The 18,316-nt window shown below is 71.8% G+C and carries 14 protein-coding genes and 1 pseudogene; 3 read left to right on the top strand and 12 right to left on the bottom strand.

Features of this window, described 5'->3' with window-relative positions:
* Positions 1-91: 91 nt before the first annotated feature.
* The 4 genes from ACFW9D_RS31965 to ACFW9D_RS31950 all read right to left on the bottom strand — a co-directional run bounded on the left by ACFW9D_RS31965 (position 92) and on the right by ACFW9D_RS31950 (position 6,420).
* Positions 92-1,507, bottom strand: a complete 1,416-nt coding sequence (locus ACFW9D_RS31965; protein WP_384627728.1) for a sugar porter family MFS transporter — start codon at positions 1,505-1,507, stop codon at positions 92-94.
* A gap of 236 nt (positions 1,508-1,743) precedes the next feature.
* On the bottom strand, positions 1,744-5,322 hold the full coding sequence (gene smc / locus ACFW9D_RS31960) for a chromosome segregation protein SMC (protein WP_384627725.1): 3,579 nt from the start codon (positions 5,320-5,322) through the stop codon (positions 1,744-1,746).
* Between the two features lie 229 nt (positions 5,323-5,551).
* Positions 5,552-5,758, bottom strand: a complete 207-nt coding sequence (locus ACFW9D_RS31955; RefSeq protein ID WP_188336629.1) for a hypothetical protein — start codon at positions 5,756-5,758, stop codon at positions 5,552-5,554.
* Between the two features lie 380 nt (positions 5,759-6,138).
* Complete coding sequence (locus tag ACFW9D_RS31950) at positions 6,139-6,420, bottom strand: acylphosphatase (RefSeq protein WP_188336630.1); 282 nt, start codon at positions 6,418-6,420, stop codon at positions 6,139-6,141.
* 101 nt (positions 6,421-6,521) lie between these two features.
* On the opposite strand from ACFW9D_RS31950, the gene ACFW9D_RS31945 reads away from it, so the two are divergent.
* Complete coding sequence (locus ACFW9D_RS31945; RefSeq protein ID WP_384627721.1) at positions 6,522-7,598, top strand: CAP domain-containing protein; 1,077 nt, start codon at positions 6,522-6,524, stop codon at positions 7,596-7,598.
* A 19-nt stretch (positions 7,599-7,617) separates the two neighbouring features.
* On the opposite strand, the gene mutM is transcribed toward ACFW9D_RS31945, so the two are convergent.
* The 8 genes from mutM to recG all read right to left on the bottom strand — a co-directional run bounded on the left by mutM (position 7,618) and on the right by recG (position 14,878).
* Positions 7,618-8,478: a bifunctional DNA-formamidopyrimidine glycosylase/DNA-(apurinic or apyrimidinic site) lyase gene (gene mutM, locus ACFW9D_RS31940; RefSeq protein ID WP_384627719.1), complete on the bottom strand. Its 861-nt coding sequence runs from the start codon at positions 8,476-8,478 to the stop codon at positions 7,618-7,620.
* Between the two features lie 84 nt (positions 8,479-8,562).
* On the bottom strand, positions 8,563-9,354 hold the full coding sequence (gene rnc / locus ACFW9D_RS31935) for a ribonuclease III (protein WP_188336632.1): 792 nt from the start codon (positions 9,352-9,354) through the stop codon (positions 8,563-8,565).
* A 7-nt stretch (positions 9,355-9,361) separates the two neighbouring features.
* Positions 9,362-9,535 (bottom strand): 50S ribosomal protein L32, encoded by a 174-nt coding sequence (gene rpmF, locus ACFW9D_RS31930; protein WP_030361955.1) that lies wholly within the window; start codon positions 9,533-9,535, stop codon positions 9,362-9,364.
* A gap of 2 nt (positions 9,536-9,537) precedes the next feature.
* On the bottom strand, positions 9,538-10,182 hold the full coding sequence (locus ACFW9D_RS31925; RefSeq protein ID WP_188341283.1) for a DUF177 domain-containing protein: 645 nt from the start codon (positions 10,180-10,182) through the stop codon (positions 9,538-9,540).
* A gap of 154 nt (positions 10,183-10,336) precedes the next feature.
* Positions 10,337-11,422 (bottom strand): ATP synthase F0 subunit B, encoded by a 1,086-nt coding sequence (locus ACFW9D_RS31920; protein WP_384627730.1) that lies wholly within the window; start codon positions 11,420-11,422, stop codon positions 10,337-10,339.
* A 91-nt stretch (positions 11,423-11,513) separates the two neighbouring features.
* Positions 11,514-11,993 (bottom strand): pantetheine-phosphate adenylyltransferase, encoded by a 480-nt coding sequence (gene coaD, locus ACFW9D_RS31915; RefSeq protein ID WP_188336633.1) that lies wholly within the window; start codon positions 11,991-11,993, stop codon positions 11,514-11,516.
* A gap of 26 nt (positions 11,994-12,019) precedes the next feature.
* Entirely contained in the window at positions 12,020-12,616 is a 597-nt protein-coding gene (rsmD, locus tag ACFW9D_RS31910; RefSeq protein WP_188336634.1) for a 16S rRNA (guanine(966)-N(2))-methyltransferase RsmD, read from the bottom strand.
* Between the two features lie 51 nt (positions 12,617-12,667).
* Positions 12,668-14,878 (bottom strand): ATP-dependent DNA helicase RecG, encoded by a 2,211-nt coding sequence (gene recG, locus ACFW9D_RS31905; protein WP_384627714.1) that lies wholly within the window; start codon positions 14,876-14,878, stop codon positions 12,668-12,670.
* Between the two features lie 172 nt (positions 14,879-15,050).
* Here recG and ACFW9D_RS31900 point away from each other — a divergent pair, with 172 nt between their 5' ends.
* Both ACFW9D_RS31900 and ACFW9D_RS31895 read left to right on the top strand, forming a co-directional pair.
* Positions 15,051-16,895, top strand: a complete 1,845-nt coding sequence (locus ACFW9D_RS31900; protein ID WP_384627712.1) for an HSP90 family protein — start codon at positions 15,051-15,053, stop codon at positions 16,893-16,895.
* Positions 16,892-18,316, top strand: a pseudogene (locus tag ACFW9D_RS31895) (tetratricopeptide repeat protein); the annotation flags it as partial. The gene ACFW9D_RS31900 and the pseudogene ACFW9D_RS31895, both read left to right, overlap by 4 nt.

Genomic DNA, 18,316 nt, shown 5'->3' with positions numbered 1-18,316 from the left:
GTGGGGGGGGCCGGGGGGCGGGCGGTGACGGCAGCGGGGGGACGGTAGCGGGGACTTGGTCCGTCCCCCCGGGTCGACGGGAGGGCGGGCGTCAGCCCATCTCCTCCAGTGCCTTGCCCTTGGTCTCCTTCACGAACTTGAGCACGAAGGGGATCGAGAGGGCGGCGAAGACCGTGTAGATGACGTAGGTGGCAGAAAGGTTCCAGTCGGCCAGCGACGGGAAGCTCGCGGTGATCGCCCAGTTGGCGATCCACTGGGCCGAGGCCGCCACGCCGAGGGCCGCCGCGCGGATCTTGTTCGGGAACATCTCGCCGAGGAAGACCCAGACCACGACACCCCACGAGAGGGCGAAGAAGAGGACGAACACATGGGCGGCGATCAGCGCGACCCAGCCCTGGGTGCTGGGCAGCTTGCCGTCCACCAGGTCGAAGGAGAATGCCCAGGCCTCCAGGGCGAGGCCGACGACCATGCCGACCGAGCCGATGAGGGCGAGCGGCTTGCGGCCGATGCGGTCGACGAAGATCATCGCGATCACGGTGCCGACGATGTTGATGATCGACGTGGTGAACGAGTAGAAGAACGAGTCGGTCGGGTCGACGCCGACGGACTGCCACAGCGTCGAGGAGTAGTAGAACGCGACGTTGATGCCGACGAACTGCTGGAAGACCGAGAGGCCGATGCCGACCCAGACGATCGGCTTGAAGAAGAAGCTCCCGCCGAGCAGGTCCTTGAACGTGGACTTGTGCTCGCTCTTCATGGCGTGCTCGATCTCGGCCACGCGCGCGTCGAGGTCGACCTCCTTGCCCTCGACCTCTTCGAGGACCTTGCGGGCCTTCTCGTCCTTGCCGGCGGAGATCAGGTAGCGCGGCGACTCGGGGATGGCGAAGGAGAGCATCCCGTAGAGGATCGCCGGGACGACCATGACGCCGAGCATGACCTGCCAGGCCTCCAGGCCCATGAGCTCGCCGCGCTGGTCGCCGCCCGCGGCGTTGAGCAGGCCCCAGTTGACGAGCTGGGAGATGGCGATGCCGACGACGATGGCCGCCTGCTGGAAGGAGCCGAGCCGGCCGCGGTAGGCGGGCGGGGCGACCTCGGCGATGTAGGCCGGGCCGATGACGGAGGCCATGCCGATGGCGAAGCCGCCGATGATCCGCCAGAAGGCGAGGTCCCACAGGGCGAACGGCAGGGCGGAGCCGACGGCGCTGATGGTGAACAGCACGGCGGCGATCTGCATGCAGCGGATGCGGCCGATGCGGTCGGCGATGCGGCCCGCGGTGGCGGCGCCGATGGCACAGCCGATCAGGGCGATGGCGATGACCTGGGCGAGGGCGGCGGAGCCGATGTCGTACCGGTCGCGGATGGCCTCGACGGCGCCGTTGATCACGGAACTGTCGTAGCCGAAGAGGAAGCCGCCCATCGCGGCGGCGGCCGCGATGAAGATGACATGGCCCAGATGCTCGGGGTGCGCTTCCCGGGCTCCGGACTTCGGTGGCGCAGTGTCGGTCACGTGTACTCCTCGGGCCACCGGCTGCACTGCCGGGGGTGGGGGCGAGCCCTTCCAGTGGCGCACAACTTCACGCCGCCCACCACCTGAAGGTAAAAGCAACGTTGCAGAGACTATGCCTTCAAGTTTCGAAGTCAATACTTCGAGTGCTGTGAATTTTCAGGCATGCGGAGCCGCATTGAGTTCAAGAGTTGAAGACGATGGTGAGGGCGGATGAGGCCGGTCGTCAGGGCCGGAACTCACCGGAGGCGCTGGCTGATGACCTTCGAGACGCCGTCGCCCTGCATGGAGACGCCGTACAACGCGTCGGCCACCTCCATCGTGCGCTTCTGGTGGGTGATGACGATCAGCTGCGAGGCCTCCTGCAGCTCCTGCATGATGCGGATCAGCCGCTGCAGGTTGGTGTCGTCCAGGGCCGCCTCGACCTCGTCCATCACGTAGAACGGGCTGGGCCGCGCCTTGAAGATGGAGACGAGCAGGGCCACGGCGGTCAGCGAGCGCTCGCCGCCCGAGAGCAGGCTCAGCCGCTTGACCTTCTTGCCCGGCGGGCGGGCCTCGACGTCCACACCCGTGGTGAGCATGTTGTCGGGATCGGTCAGGATCAGCCGCCCGTCGCCGCCCGGGAACAGCCGGCTGAAGACGCCCTCGAATTCGCGTGCCGTGTCCCGGTACGCCTCGGTGAAGACCTGCTCGACGCGCTCGTCGACCTCCTTCACCACCTGAAGCAGGTCGGCCCGTGTCTTCTTCAGGTCCTCCAGCTGCTCGCTGAGGAACTTGTGCCGCTCCTCCAGTGCGGCGAACTCCTCCAGCGCCAGCGGGTTCACCTTGCCCAGCTGCTGGTAGGCGCGCTCGGCCGCCTTGAGCCGCTTCTCCTGCTCCGAACGGACGAACGGCCGCGGCTGGTTGCGCGGGTGCTCCGGGTCCTCGGGCCCCGCGGCGGAGCCGCTGATGTCTGCAGCCTCGCCCTCGGCCGGCAGCGAGGGCGGCACGGGCTGGTCCGGCCCGTAGTCCGCGACGAGCCCGGCCGGTTCGACGCCCAGCTCCTCCAGCGCCTTGGTCTCCAGCTGCTCGATCCGCAGCCGCTTCTCGGCGCCCAGCACCTCGCCGCGGTGCACCGAATCCGTCAGCTTGTCCAGCTCCGCCTTGAGGTCACGGCCGCGGGACCGCTCGGCGACGAGGTCCTGCTCCCGGCCGGCCTTGGCCCGCTCGGCGAGCACCCGCTCCTGGTCCGCCCGCACGATGGACACCTCGACGTGCGCGAGGAGCTGGCGGGCGCCGGACGCGACGGCCGACGCGACGGCGGCCTCGTGCCGGAGCCGGGCGCGCTGCCGCTCCGCACGCGCGCGTGCCTCGCGCTCGGCGCGGGCGGCCCGGTCGAGCGAGTCGGCCCGCCCCGCGAGCCCCTTCACCCGCTCCTCGTGGGTACGGGTCTGGAGCCGGGCCTCCATCTCGGTCTGACGCGCGTTGGCCCCGTCGGCCGAGAGCCGGTCGCGCACCGAGGTGTCGGGCTCCTCGTCTGCGGGCTGCTCCTCGGCGACGGCGAGCCGCTCGGCCAGTTCCTCCGCGTCCAGAACGGCCTGGTCGAGCGCGTCCTGCGCCTTGGCGGCCGCGGCGGCGCTGCGCTCGGCCTCCCCCGCCGCGCCGCGGGCCTGCCCGGCGAGCCGGCCGAGCTGCTGGGCCCGCCCGGAGCGTTCCCGTTCCACGGCTCGCTGCCGCTGCCCCAGCTCCTCGACGAGCGCGGCGCATTCCGTACGGCGCTCGGCCGCGGCGCGCTGGGCGGCGGCGAGCTCCTCGCACTCGGCGGTGAGGCGCTCCAGTTCGGCGGCCGCCTCGTCGACCGACGCCTGCACTTCGAGGAGGCTGGGCGCGCCGACGGACCCGCCCTGCGCGAAGTGCGCGCCGAGCAGATCGCCTTCGGCGGTCACGGCGGTCAGTGCGGGCCGCGCGTAGACGAGGTCCTCGGCGTCCTCCAGCGTGCCGACGACCACGATCCCGCGCAGCAGGTGCCGCACGGCGGGCATCAACTCGGCGGGGCCCCGCACCAGTTCGGCCGCGTACGTCGTGCCGTCGGGCGCCGGGGCGGCGGGCTCCGGGCCGGCTTCGGAGGCGAGCAGCAGGGCCGCGCGTCCCGCGTCCTGCTTGCGCAGCAGCCGCATGGCCTCGGCGGCGGCCGCGGGGGTGGCCACGGCGATCGCGTCGGCGGCGGCGCCGAACGCGGCGGCGATCGCGACCTCGTGGCCGGGCGTCACGGTGAGCAGTTCGGCGGCGGGCCCGAGCAGTCCGGTGAGCCGGTCGCGGGCGCCGAGCAGGGCTCCGGTGCCGTCCTTGCGGCGCAGTCCGAGCGCGAGCGCCTCGTGGCGGGCGGCGGTGGCGGCGCGGCCGCGCTCGGCGGCGGTGAGGGCCTCGCGCGCGGCGCCGAACGCGGCCTCGGCCTCGGCGAGCGCGGCCCGGGCCGCCTCGTGCCGGTCGGTGAGCTCCGCGTCACCGGCGTCGAGCCCGTCGACCTCGGCCTTGAGCTCCTCGTACTCCTCCTGCGCGGTGACCGCCCGCTGTTCGGCCTCGTCGCGGGCGGACGCCAGCCGGTCGATCTCGGCCTGCGCGGAGGCGGCCCGGCCGCGGGCGGCATTGACCTGGCCCTGGAGCCGGGCGAGTCCCTCGCGGCGGTCGGCGATGGCGCGGGCGGCGTCCTTGAGGCGGCGCTCCTCGACGGCCAGTTCGCGCTCGAGTTCGGCGCGGTGGGCGATCGTCTCGTCGAGCGCGGTCTGCGCGGCTTCGAGGGCGGCCTCCAGCTCGGCCTCCTGCTCGCGCACGCGCGCGGCCTCGCGTTCGAGGTCCTCGGGATCGCGGCCGCGCCGCTCCTCGGCCGGGACGGAGGTCGCGCTCTTCACGCGCGCGTCGGCGAGGGAGACGGTGCCGCGCACCCGCTCGGCCAGTTGCGACAGTTCGTACCAGCTCTGCTGGGCGCGCTGGAGGCGGGGCGTCAGCTGCCGCACCTCGTCCTCCAGATGCCCCTCGCGCTGGAGTGCCTTCTTCAGCTCCTCCTCGGCCGCGTCCTTGCGCCGCTTCAGCTCGGCCTCGTCGGCGATCTCGGCGCTGAGCGCCTGTCGCATCCGTACGAGGTCGTCGGCGAGCAGGCGCAGGCGGGCGTCGCGCAGGTCGGCCTGGATGACAGCGGCGCGTCGGGCTACGGCGGCCTGCCGGCCCAGCGGCTTGAGCTGGCGGCGCAGTTCGTCGGTGAGGTCCTGCACGCGCGCGAGATTGGCCTGCATCGCGTCCAGCTTCCGCAGCGCCTTCTCCTTGCGCTTGCGGTGCTTGAGGACGCCGGCCGCCTCCTCGATGAAGGCGCGGCGGCCCATGGGGTCGGCGTGCAGGACGGAGTCGAGCTGGCCCTGGCCGACGATGACGTGCATCTCGCGGCCGATGCCGGAGTCGGAGAGCAGGTCCTGGATGTCGAGGAGCCGGCAGGTGTCCCCGTTGATCTGGTACTCGCTGCCGCCGTTGCGGAACATGATCCGCGTGATGGTGACCTCGGCGTACTCGATGGGGAGCGCCCCGTCGGAGTTGTCGATGGTCAGCGACACCTCGGCGCGGCCCAGCGGCGGGCGGCCCGTGGTGCCGGCGAAGATGACGTCCTCCATCTTGCCGCCGCGCAGGGACTTGGCGCCCTGCTCGCCCATGACCCAGCTCAGGGCGTCCACGACATTGGACTTGCCCGAGCCGTTGGGTCCCACGACGCAGGTGATGCCCGGCTCGAACCGCAGAGTGGTGGCCGAGGCGAACGATTTGAACCCGCGCAGGGTCAAAGCCTTGAGGTGCACGCCGTCGGACTCTACCGGGCGCCCCTGTCTCACTCCATGAACCCACGGTTTCACCCGGGAGGGCGCAGGGCACACCAGACGTTAAGAACGTCTCGCGGCCTCGCGAGAGGGGGACGGGGGAAGAAAGAAGGGACGCCGGGGCGCCCCTTGCGTATCTCTGGTACCTATCTCTGGTGCGTATCTGTCAGCGGCTGATACGAGCAGCCCGACCACGTACGGCGTGATGTGGTCAGGTGAGCGCAGGCTCCGCCTGGGGTACGTCGATGCCCTCGATGAGAGAGTCGTGAGAAGCGGTGGCAGCCGCGAGCGCGTCGTTCTCGGCCTGGATCCGGACAAGCTCGGATTCCAGGTCCTGTACACGCTGCTGGAGCCGTCGCATCTCGGCGAGGAGTCGCGGGTCGCTGCCGCCGACGTAACCGAGAAGCGCCTTTGCCATGATGGATGGTCCTCCACACTGAGTGACCGACCGAATCGGTGTGGGTCGTGAGGGAATCGCACCCGCGGTGCTTGGCACTTCTTGTCGTGCTGCCGTTCTCACATGCCAAACAGCTAAGGTGCGCGGGGCTTCCAGAGTCTCACCAAAAAGTTTGACGGTCAACACGATCACGCCCCGTATTCGCGGGCATCCCGGGGGCTTCGCGCCGGAGAACGTGCGGCGCGGCCTGACCGTCGGGGCCCTCGGGGCGTGGAGATCATCCGTACTCCCGGAGCCTGCCACGAGTCCCTCTTCTTGGCAACCACCAGGGGCTTTTCCCTCGGAGCCGTTGCCCGGGGCATGCGCACGGCGGGTGCGCGGGGCGCCGCTCGCGGTGACCGTCAGCGGATCGCGAACCCCTCGTACCCCCCGCGCGGCGTGTCCCAGATCTCAGTCACACCCTCGACCCGGCCGGGAGTGTCGCCGTCGTGGAGCCAGTCGAGGAGCTGCTGACAGGCCGCCCGCGGCCCCTCGGCGACCACCTGGACCCGTCCGTCGTCCAAATTGAGAGCAAAACCACTCAGACCGCCGATCTCCAGGGCGCGCGCCCTGGTGAACCAGCGAAAACCCACACGTTGGACGCGTCCTCGCACCCACGCGGTGAGTCGTACGTGTTCGTTCATGGCTGCACGCTAACCGGCCAAATGCACTCGGAGCACCTCACCCCCTGGTGTTCTGGGGTACCGTCGCGGACCGATGAGACTCACTCGTACGGGTGAGGAACATGGACGACCGCGAGGACGAGGAAGGCCAGCACATGGGACGCCACCGACGCTCCGCCGCCGGACGCGCCGCCACGGGCCGCGCCGCGGAGACCACCCCCGGCACGTACGGCACCGACCGCCCGGGCTCTCCCGGTGGCGTGCACGGCGCCGAAGGTTCCCCCGCACACCCTCTTTACGCTCCGTTCGACGACCCCGAGGCCTTCGGCGGCGAGGCTCCGGCCGCCGCGGCGGCCGAGGGTGCCCGCGTGCACCACCGCCGCAAGCGCGCCGTCCCGGTCCGTGCCGGCCTGCTCGGCGTCTCCGCCGCCGTCGCCCTGGGCGCCGTAGCGGTGGCCTCGGGACTGATACCGGGCACCGACAGCCTCCAGCTCGGCGGCGAGCACGGCGGCAACAAGGTGCGGGCCGCGGGCTCCTCCCCCAGCGTGGAGGCGCAGGGCGGCACGGACGGCGCGCTCGTGGAGCGCTCGCCGTCCTCCGCGAGCCGGGACACCGAGCGCGCGACCCCGTCGAAGGCGGCGCCCTCCCCGTCCGCGCCGTCCAAGAGCGCGTCGCCGACGCCGTCCCGCACTCCGTCGAAGAAGGCGGAGCCGTCGCGGACGCCATCCGCCGCGCCCTCGACGAAGAGCGCGAGCCCGTCGACGTCCGCCCCGGAGCGCAGGACCGCGGCGCCCGCCGTCCCGGCTCCCTCGAAGACCGCCGTGCCCTCGGCCGCGGCGGAGGTCGTGACGCTCGTCAACCAGGAGCGCGCCAAGGTCGGCTGCTCTCCCGTCACGGCGGACAGCGGTCTCGCCGCGCTGGCCTCGGACTTCAGCGCCGACATGGCCGCGCGGGACTTCTTCGACCACACGGATCCGGACGGCGCGACGCCGTGGGACCGCGCCGAGGAGGCCGGCATCACCGGCCTCGGCGGCGAGAACATCGCCCGCGGCCAGGCCAACGCGCAGTCCGTGATGGACGCGTGGATGAACAGCGCCGGGCACAAGGCGAACATCCTGAACTGCGACTTCAAGACCATCGGCGTCGGCGTCCACTTCGGCGCGGGCGGCCCGTGGTGGACGCAGGACTTCGGTTACTGAGCCCCTCGCCGGGTGAGTCCTACGCGGTGACCCGCGGCGGCCGCTGGCAGCGCGGGCAGTAGTAGCTGGACCGGTTCATCCAGGGGCGGCGGCGCATCGGGGTGCCGCACCGCCGGCACGGCAGACCCTCGCGTCCGTACGCGTCCAGGGACCGGTCGAAGTAGCCCGACTCCCCGTTGACGTTGACGTAGAGCGCGTCGAAACTCGTGCCGCCGACCGCGAGCGCCGCGTTCATCACGTCCCGTACGTGGCCGAGGAGTTCGGCGGTGCGCGGGCGCGTGAGCGTGGCCGTGGGGCGCTCGTAGTGCAGCTTCGCGCGCCACAGCGCCTCGTCGGCGTAGATGTTGCCGACGCCGCTGATCAGTGACTGGTCGAGCAGGGCGCGCTTGAGCGTGGTGCGCTTGGCGCGCAGCGCGGTGTGGAAGGCGGCGTCGTCGAACAGCGGGTCGAGCGGGTCGCGGGCGATGTGCGCGATGACGTCGGGCAGCCCGTCGGGGGTGTTCTCGTGCAACGAGAGGCCGCCGAAGGTGCGTTGGTCGACGAAGCGCAGCTCCGTGCCGAGGTCGTCGGCGAACCGGATCCGCACCCGCAGGTGCTTCTCGTCCTGGGCGTCGTGCGGCTGCACCAGGAGCTGGCCGCTCATCCCGAGGTGGGCGAGGACCGAGGTGTGGGTGGTGTCCAGGGGGAGCCAGAGGTACTTGCCCCGGCGCATCGGCTCACCGATCCGCTGCCCCTTGAGGCGATGCGCGAAGTCCTCGCCGCCGGCGACATGGCGGCGCACCGCGCGCGGGTGCAGCACCTCGGCGTCCTCGACGGTGCGCTGGGCCACCCAGCGGGCCAGGCCGCGCCGTACGACCTCGACTTCGGGCAGCTCGGGCACGGGATTCCTCCGGAGGGGTTCACGATCAAAGACGCCTGCCCCACCGGCGGTGAGCCGACAGGGCAGGCGTGAGGAAGCGGCGGACTAGGCGCCGGCGGCGGTCTCCGCCTCGGCGGCCTTGGCCCGCTCGTCCGCGGCGGCGCGAATCGCACGCCACGCGGACTCGGCAGCCTGCTGCTCCGCTTCCTTCTTGCTGCGGCCGGTGCCGGTGCCGTACGAGACGCCTCCGACGCGGGCGGCAGCAGTGAAGGTCTTCTCGTGGTCCGGGCCGGTCTCGGAGACCAGGTACTCGGGGACACCGAGTCCTTCGGTCGCCGTGAGTTCCTGGAGACTGGTCTTCCAGTCCAGGCCGGCACCCAGATTCGAGGACTTCTCGATCAACGGGTCGAACAGTCGGTGAACGAGCTCACCGGCCGCGTCCAGACCCTGGTCCAGGTAGACCGCGCCGATCACCGCTTCAAGGGTGTCGGCGAGGATGGACGCCTTGTCCCGGCCGCCCGTGCCCTCTTCGCCCCGGCCGAGCCGGATGAAGGAGCCCAGGTCGAGCCCGCGGCTGACCTCCGCAAGCGCACGCGAATTGACCACCGCGGCCCGCAGCTTGGCCAGCTGGCCTTCAGGCAGGTCGGGGTGGGTGCGGTAGAGGGTGTCCGTGACCACGAGACCGAGCACGGAGTCCCCGAGGAACTCCAGCCGCTCGTTCGTGGGCAGGCCACCGTTCTCGTACGCGTACGAGCGATGCGTCAGCGCACGCACCAGAAGGGCGGACTCGAGCTTGTACCCGAGCCGCCCTTCCAGAAGCGTGTGGGACGAGGCTGTCGTGTCCACCTTTTTCTTGGCGTCATCCGCCTTCTTGGGGCTCGACACTGTGCCTCTCACCAGCCGCTCAGACCTCGAGGACCTGGCGCTTGTTGTAGGTACCGCAAGCGGGGCACGCGATGTGCTGCAGCTTGGGCTCCTGGCAACGCTCACACGAAACCAGGGTGGGGACCGCAGCCTTCCACTGCGACCGGCGGTGGCGCGTGTTGCTGCGCGACATCTTCCGCTTCGGAACAGCCACGGCTACTTCTCCTGCTTCTCGTCGACGCCCGCTTCCGCTTCGGCGCCGCTCATCTCGTCCTTCTCGCCGTCCTGGATGGTGCCAGCGAGTCCCTGCAAAGCCGCCCAACGGATGTCGACGGCGTCGTGGTGGTGGTCCGGGTCGTCCGCGAGACGCACTCCGCATTCGGAGCACAGACCCTCACAGTCTTCCTGGCACACCGGCTGCATCGGCAGTGCGAGCACCACCGCATCACGCAGCACAGGCTCGAGGTCGAACAGGCCGTCCTCGAGAAAGAGCCTGTCCTCGTCGTCCTCGGCGTCGTCGCCGGCGTCGTCCTTGGGACGGCCCCGGTCGTCGGCGTCAGGGTACGAGAACATCTCCTGGAAGTCCGCGTCGACCTCTTGGTCGAGCGGCTCCAGACACCTTACGCACTCCCCCTTGGCCGATGCACGGGCGGTGCCTGTGACAAGCACCCCTTCCATGACCGACTCGAGGCGGAGGTCGAGCTCCACCGGGGCGCCTTCCGGCACCTCGATGACTCCCTGGATACCGAGGTCCTTGGGAGCGCCGATCGTGCGGGACAGCCGCTGCATGGCACCAGGACGCCGACCCAGCTCGTGTGTGTCGAACACGAGAGGATTGCGGTGGTCGAGGCGGGTGTTCAGGGCTGGTCCTGCTTTCGTTCTTCGAAGCTCGTGAAGCGCCGCCGAGATCCTTCCGGGCAGCTCAGGACGCACGTGTACGCGCGACCGAACAGCCAGGATACTGGACCATCCGCTCTCGGCCCAATCCGGCCCCGGGGGCCCCGGTCGCGGCCGGTCAGCGGCCCTGTTCGTACTGGCGCTCGTACTCCCGCACCTGATCCATGTTGATCATGCTGGTGTCGAAGAGGCTGGTCTCGTCGAGCACCCCGCCCTGGTCCTGCTGCCCGCCGGCCGCCTGCGGCTGCTCCGGCTGCTGCTGGTACCCGTACTGCTGGTACTGCTCCTGCTGCGCCGCGTACGGATCCTGCTGCTGGTATCCGTACGGATCCGGCTGCGGCTGCTGCGGGTACCCGGCGTAGGCGTCCTGCTGCCCGTAGCCCTGCTGCTGGTAGGCGTAGGGGTCCGGCTGCTGCGCGTACGCGGCGACGGGCTGCTGGGCCGGGATCTGCGGGGTCTCGGGCTGCCGCGGCTCCTGGGCGCCGATCTCGGCGAGGCCCGCGAGGTAGTCGGCGTCGCTGGTGTGCGCCTGCGCGCCGCCCTCGCCGTCGAGCGTCAGCGCGCCGAGGTCGTCGCTGGCGATCCGGCCGTGCAGCTTCTGGCGGCCCTTGCCGACGGCCTCCAGCGTCTTGGCGAGCACCGCCTCGAAGGCGCCGAGCTTGGCGTCCACGTAGGAGTCGGCGTCGCGGCGCAGGGTCTCGGGGTCCTGGCTGCGCTCGGGGGCGTCCTCGTCCTCGTAGCCGTGCTCGTCCGTGCCGGGGCCCGTGCCGAGCAGCTTCTCGCGGCCGCGGCCGACCGAGCCGAGCGTCTTGTTGAGGACGACCTCGAAGTTGGCGAGCTTGGAGTCGACGTAGTCGTCGGCCTCCGCGCGGACCTCCTCCGCCTCCTGGCGGGCCTCGGCCAGGATGCGGTCGGCCTCGTCCTGGGAGCGGCGGGCGATCTCCGTGTCGGCGATCAGGGTGCCGCGCTCGGCGTGCGCGGTCTCGATGATCCGCTCGGCCTCGGCGCGGGCCTGCTCGACCATCTGCTCGCGCCCGCCGATCAGCTCCTGGGCCTGGGCGAGGGAGCCGGGCAGCGCCTGGCGCACCTCGTCGAGCATCGAGAGCAGGTCGGCGCGGTTGACCACGCACGAGGCCGACATGGGCATGGACCGGGCGCTGCCGACCGCGGCGACGATCTCGTCGAGCTTCTTCTGGACGTCCACCGTGTGCTCGCCACTCTCTCGTCTGCTCACAGGGCTGTGAGGGGTGTTGGAGACGGACGGGACGACTGTATGCCCAACTGGTGCGTGCGTGTCACTTCTTGGGGAGGCGCTCGGTCAACGCCTCGTGCACGACCGGCGGGACCAGGTGGGACACGTCGCCGCCCCAGGCCGCGACCTCCTTGACCAGCGAGGAGGACAGGAAGCTGTAGGTGGGGTTGGTGGGGACGAACAGGGTCTCGACGCCCGAGAGGCCGTTGTTCATCTGGGCCATCTGCAGCTCGTAGTCGAAGTCGCTGACGGCGCGCAGGCCCTTCACGATGGCCGGGATGTCGCGCTGCTTGCAGAAGTCGACGAGCAGGCCGTGGAAGGCCTCCACCTCGACGTTGCCGAACTCCGCGGTGACCTCGCGGATCAGCTCGATCCGCTCCTCGACGGCGAAGAGGCCCTTCTTCGACTGGTTGATCATCACCGCGACGTGCACGACGTCGTACAGCTTGGAGGCTCGGGCGATGATGTCGAGGTGGCCGTTGGTGATGGGGTCGAACGACCCGGGACAGACTGCGCGGCGCACGGGAAGTCCCTCGCTCTCCGGTCCGGTCATCGTGCGTCGTCGCACGTGAGGGTGGTGGTCAAGGCGGCGCGACCGTACCAAAACGTTCCCTCGCCGTAACGCCGGGACCTCAGTGCCTCGAAGCCGTCCGGCCAGCGGAAGTCGCCGCCTCTCGTACTGCGTTCAACGGTGACGAGCGCATCGTCCGTGAGCCAGCCCTGAGTGCGGAGTGTGAGCAGGATCTCGCGAAGATCGTCGTCCGAGACCGCGTACGGCGGGTCGAGAAAGACCAGGTCGTAGGGGGTGGCGGGGGCCGGGCCCGCGACGATCTGCTCCGCCTTGCCGGTACGCGCTTCCGCGCCGGGCAGACCGAGCGCCTTGATGTTCTCCCGGATCGTGCGGGCCGCGCGGGCGTCGGCCTCCACGAGGAGAGCGTGGGCCGAGCCCCGGGAGAGCGCCTCCAGGCCGACGGCTCCCGAGCCCGCGTACAGGTCGGCGACGCGGGTGCCGTCGAGGGTGCCGAGCAGGGCCTGCCAGGTGGAGAAGAGGCCCTCGCGCGCGCGGTCGGAGGTGGGGCGGGTGCCGTTGCCCGGCGGCACGGCCAGGCGGCGTCCGCCGGCGCGTCCGGCGATCACGCGGGTCATCTCGTTCCTCGGCCCTTCGGGATGCGGGGATGGGTGGTGTCACCCAGTGTCTCAGCCCTTGTCGAGGTACTGCTCCCGCTCCTCGTCCAGGAGGGCGTCCAGGGCGGTGCGCAGTCCGGGCAGGTGGTCGAGGTCCGGGTCCGCGGTGACCACCTTGGTCGCCTCCTCGCGGGCCTCGGCGATGATCTCCTCGTCCTCGATGACGGCGAGCATCCGCAGGGACGAGCGGACGCCGGACTGGGCCTGGCCGAGGACGTCGCCCTCGCGGCGCTGCTCCAGGTCGATCCGGGACAGCTCGAAGCCGTCGAGCGTGGCGGCCACCGCGCCGAGGCGGGCGCGCGCGGGGCTGGCCTCGGGCATCTCGGTGACCAGGAGGCACAGGCCGGCCGCCGAGCCGCGGCCGACGCGGCCGCGCAGCTGGTGGAGCTGGGAGACGCCGAAGCGGTCTGCGTCCATGATCACCATCGCTGTCGCGTTCGGCACGTTCACCCCCACCTCGATGACGGTCGTCGCGACGAGGACGTCGGTCTCGCCCGCGGCGAAGCGGCGCATCACCGCGTCCTTGTCGTCGGGCTGCATCCGGCCGTGCAGGACCTCGACCGTGAGCCCCTGGAGCGGCCCGCGCGCGAGCTGCTCGGCCACCTCCAGGACGGCGAGCGGCGGCCGCTTCTCGGCCTCGTCCTCGGGGGACTTCTTGGCGGCCTTGCCCTTCTTGGGCTTCTCGTCCTCGTCGTCGCCGATGCGGGGGCAGACGACATAGGCCTGGTGCCCGTTGCCCACCTCCTCGCGCACGCGCTCCCACGCGCGCGTGAGGAAGTGGGGCTTGTCGGCGGCGGGCACGACGTGGCTGGCGATCGGTGAGCGCCCGGCCGGCAGCTGGTCGAGGACGGAGGTCTCCAGGTCACCGAAGACGGTCATGGCGACCGTGCGCGGGATCGGTGTGGCCGTCATGACGAGCAGGTGCGGGGGCTGCTTGCCCTTGGAGCGCAGGGCGTCGCGCTGCTCCACGCCGAAGCGGTGCTGCTCGTCGACGACGACGAGGCCGAGGTCGTGGAACTGGACCTTGTCCTCGATCAGGGCGTGCGTGCCGATGACGATGCCGGCCTCGCCGGTGGTCAGGTCGAGCAGCGCCTTGCGGCGGGCGGCGGCGCCCATGGAGCCGGTGAGGAGGACGACCTTGGTGGAGTGCTCGACCCCGCCGAGCATGCCGCCCTCGGCGAGCTCGCCCATCATCTCGGTGACGGACCGGTGGTGCTGCTGGGCGAGGACCTCGGTGGGCGCGAGCATGGCCGCCTGCCCGCCCGCGTCGACGACGGCGAGCATGGCGCGCAGGGCGACCATCGTCTTGCCGGAGCCGACTTCGCCCTGGAGGAGGCGGTGCATCGGGTGCTCGGTGGCCAGGTCGTCGAAGATCTCGCGCGAGACCTTCTGCTGGCCCTCGGTGAGGGTGAAGGGGAGCTTCGCGTCGAACGCGGTGAGCAGTCCGTCCGGCTTCGGTACGCGCGCGACGGCGCTGAGCTGGGTGTCGGCGAACCGGCGCCGGGCGAGGGCGACTTGGAGGACGAACGCCTCGTCCCACTTGAGGCGGGCGCGGGCGTCCGCGATGTCGGCCTTGGTGTGCGGCCGGTGGATCTTGAGGAGCGCCTCGGTGAGCGGGACCAGGCCGCGGCCCTCGCGCAGGGACTCCGGGAGCGGGTCGAGGGCCTCCTGGGCGCTGGGCAGGACGAGGTCGACCGCCTTGGCGATCTTCCAGGACTCCAGCTTGGCGGTGGCCGGGTAGATCGGCAGGAGGGCGCCGGCCCAGGAGCCGACGGCCTCGGCCGCCTCCTGCGAGGAGTCGGCCTGCAGCAGCTGGTAGGCCGGGTGGGCCAGCTGCATCTTGCGGTTGAAGACGCCGACCTTGCCGGCGAACATCGCGCGCGTGCCCGGGAGCAGGTCCTTGTGCGGCTTGTGGATGCCGCGGCCGAAGAAGACGAGCTGGAGCTGGCCGCTGCCGTCGGTGATGGTGACCTCTAGGCGCTGTCCGCTGCCGCCGTTGAACTTCAGGACGCGGGCGGTCGCGACCTGGGCGACGACGGTGACGTGCTCGTCGAGCGGCAGGTCGGCGAGGCGGGTGAGCTCGCCGCGCTCGGCGTATCTGCGCGGGTAGTGGTGCAGCAGGTCACCGACGGTGTGCAGGCCTAGGTGCTCGGCCATCACCTTCGCGGTGGCGGGACCGAGCGCTTTCTTCAGCGGTTCTTCGAGCGCGGGCACGAGATCCATTGCACACCACGCCACTGACATTCACCGACCACCGCCGGTGCCCGCGAGGAACCCGCTGGTCACGAGCGGCTCGCCGGACCTAGGATGACCGGCTCCGGCCCCTGATCGCGGTCACCTCCCGTGGTGCCGCCCGACCCGCGCCGTCGCCCGTCCCCCCACCGGCGCAGCGACGATGGATTCCCAGACTTCACAGAGTTCACAGACGTCCCCGGGCGCGCAGGCGCCGCACACCTTCCAGGTCGACCTGCGTGGTCTCGTCGACCTCCTCTCCCATCACCTGTACTCCAGCCCCAAGGTCTACCTGCGCGAACTGCTGCAGAACGCGGTGGACGCGATCACCGCCCGCCGCGCCGAGCAGCCCGGCTCCCCCGCCACCGTGCGCCTGTTCGCCGGGTCCGGGGCGCTGCGCGTGGAGGACTCCGGCATCGGTCTGTCCGAGGCGGACGTGCACAGTCTGCTGGCGACGATCGGCCGCAGCTCCAAGCGCGACGACGGCCTGGAGTCGGCCCGCGCGGAGTTCCTGGGGCAGTTCGGCATCGGGCTGCTCGCGTGCTTCGTGGTCGCCGAGCGCATCCGTGTGGTGAGCCGCAGCGCACGCACTCCGGATGCCCCGCCGGTCGAGTGGACCGCCCGGGACGACGGCTCCTACACGGTGCGCACGCTGCCGGACGAGGCGCGTCCCGAGCCGGGCACGACGGTGCACCTGGAGGCCCGCGCGGGCGCGGCGGAATGGCTGGACGAGGAGCGGGTGCTGTCCCTGGCCCGGGACTTCGGCTCACTGCTGCCGTACGACGTGCGGGTGGGCGAGACGGCCGTGACGGACCTTCCGGCCGTGTGGGACCGCGAGCACGCGAGTCCGGCCGCCCGCCGGGTCGCCCTGGCGGGCCACTGCCGCGACGTGTTCGGCTTCACGCCGCTGGACTCGATCGACCTGGACGTGCCGCTCGCGGGGGTCCGGGGCGTGGCGCACGTGCTGCCGCAGGCGGTCAGTCCGGCGCAGCGCGCGAGCCACCGGGTGCACCTGAAGGGCATGCTGCTCACCGAGCGCGCCGATCAGCTGCTGCCCGACTGGGCGTTCTTCGTGCGCTGCGTCATCGACACGGACAGTCTGCGCCCGACGGCGTCGCGCGAGTCGCTGTACGACGACGAGACGCTGGCCGCCGTGCGGGAGGCCCTGGGCGAGCGCATCCGGGAGTGGCTGACCTCGCTCGCGGCGGGTTCTCCGGAGCGGCTGTCGGCCTTCCTGTCCGTGCATCACCTGGGGGTCAAGTCCCTGGCGCGGCACGACAAGGAGATGCTGCGGACGATGCTTCCGTGGCTGCCGTTCGAGACGACGGACGGGCATCTCTCCCTGGAGGAGTTCGCGCAGCGCCACCCGGTCGTGCACTTCACGCGCACCGTGGAGGAGTACCGGCAGGTGGCTCCGATCGCGTCGGCGCAGGGCATCGGGGTGGTCAACGGCGGTTACACGTATGACGCCGATCTGGTGGAGGCGCTGCCGTCCGTGCGTCCCGGCACGGCGGTCGCGGAGCTGGACGCGGAGACGGTCACCGCGCATCTCGACGCCATGGACCCGGCGGAGGAGCTGGCTCTGGCGGGCTTCCTCGCGGCCGCACGGGCCAAGCTCGACCCGCTGGGCTGCGACGTGGCCCTGCGGGCCTTCCATCCGCTGACGGTGCCGGCGCTGCATCTGGACGACCGTGCGGCCCGGCACGAGCAGGCCCGCGCGGAGGCGGAGGCCCAGGCCGACGACCTGTGGGCGGGCATTCTCGGCTCGCTGCGCGGCAGCGCGCCCCGCGCGCGTCTGGTGCTCAATCACCTCAACCCGCTGATCCGCAGGGTCAGTTCGCTCGACGACCCGGAGCTGATCGGCACGGCGGCGGAGGCCCTGTACGGGCAGGCGCTGCTGATGGCGCAGCGCCCGCTGCGCCCCGCCGACTCGGCGCTCCTCAACCGTTCGTTCATCGGCCTCCTCGAGTGGGCCACGCACCCCGGCACCGGAAAGGACCCCCGATGAGCGAGACCATGGATCTGGACGCCCTGCGGCACGCGATGGCGGAGAACGCGGCGCGGCCCGAGGGTCCCGCGCGGGGCGCCCGCGCGGAGGCGCTGCTCGCCGAGGCGGAGCGGCTCGGTGTCGCCCTCGGGGTGATCGAGGCGCTCAGCCACCAGCTGCAGATGTACAACTACAGCTCCGAGAAGGACAAGATGTTCGTCCCCTTCGCGCGTCTGCTGCGCATGTGGGACGAGCACCCCGAGGACTTCGACGCCTACGAGACGCACTCGCTGCACTGGGTCTTCAAGTGGATGACGAACGGGATGCTGAACCAGCCGCACATCCCGCTCGCCTCCATTGAGAAGTGGCTCGGCGAGATGGAGCACCGCTACAAGGTGGCGGGCCATTCCGAACGGGCCGTCCGTATGAGCGAGTTCTACGTGGCCGACCACCTGGGCGACGAGGAGCGGGCCACGCGGGCGTACGACGCGTGGCTGGCGGCGGACCGTGACGACAAGGCCGACTGCCACGCCTGTGAGCTGAACGGCCAGGGGGCCCGTCAGGCGGACCTGCGCCACGACGAGCGGGCCCTCGAACTGTGGGGTCCCGTCCTGGCCGGCGAGCTGACGTGCGCCCATGAGCCGCACGCCGCGCTGGCCTCGTCGCTGCTGCCGCTGCTGCGTCTGGGGCGTCCGGAGGAGGCGCGGGCCAACCACCTGCGGGGGCTGCGCCTGGTGCGGCAGATGGAGTCGATGCGGGGCGCGTTCGCGTCGCACGTCGAGTTCTGCGCCCTGACGGGCAACGAGGCGCGCGCCCTGGAGCTGCTCGCGGAGCGGCCCGCGTACTTCACGGACAGCGGCGACCCGCAGGGCCTGAAGAACTTCCTCGCGGTGACGGCGCTGGTCATGGACCGGCTGGTCGGGCTGGGCCTGGGCGAGCAGCGGGTGCCGGGGCCGGCCGGGCGCGACTGGACCGCGGCCGAACTCGCCGTGCACGCGCGCGGGGAGGCGCTGGCGGTCGCCGCCCGCTTCGACGCGCGCAACGGCACGGACGTGGTGAGCCGGCGGGTGCGCGAGCGCATGGACCAGCGGCCGCTCGTGGAGCGGCTCCCGCTGGGCGTGCGCGTCGCCCGCCCGTCGGTCGCCGTGCCGGTGGCGCCGGCCTCTCCGGCGGACGCGGGGCCGCGGGACGCCGCGTCCCTGGTCGCGGAGGCCCGGCGGCTCTCGGCGGCCACGGGTGGTCCCGTGGCGGCCCGTGCCTGGGCCGCGGCCGCGCGTGCGGCGCAGGACGAGGGCCTGGAGCTCACGGTCCGCGACCGGGCGGAGATAGCCGCAATACCCGGCGGGCCAACCCCCCACACCCCCCGCGGGGGGGGACCCGCCGGGCGCCGGGGGGGGGGGGGGGGGGGGCCCGCCGGGGCGCCCCCCGCCCCCCCCGCGGGG

The sequence above is a fragment of the Streptomyces sp. NPDC059524 genome, assembly GCF_042749255.1.
GTDB classification, from domain to species: Bacteria; Actinomycetota; Actinomycetes; order Streptomycetales; family Streptomycetaceae; genus Streptomyces; species Streptomyces xanthii.
The sequence above is the reverse complement of the archived record's forward strand: the minus strand, read 5'-3'. Positions and strand labels throughout refer to the sequence as shown.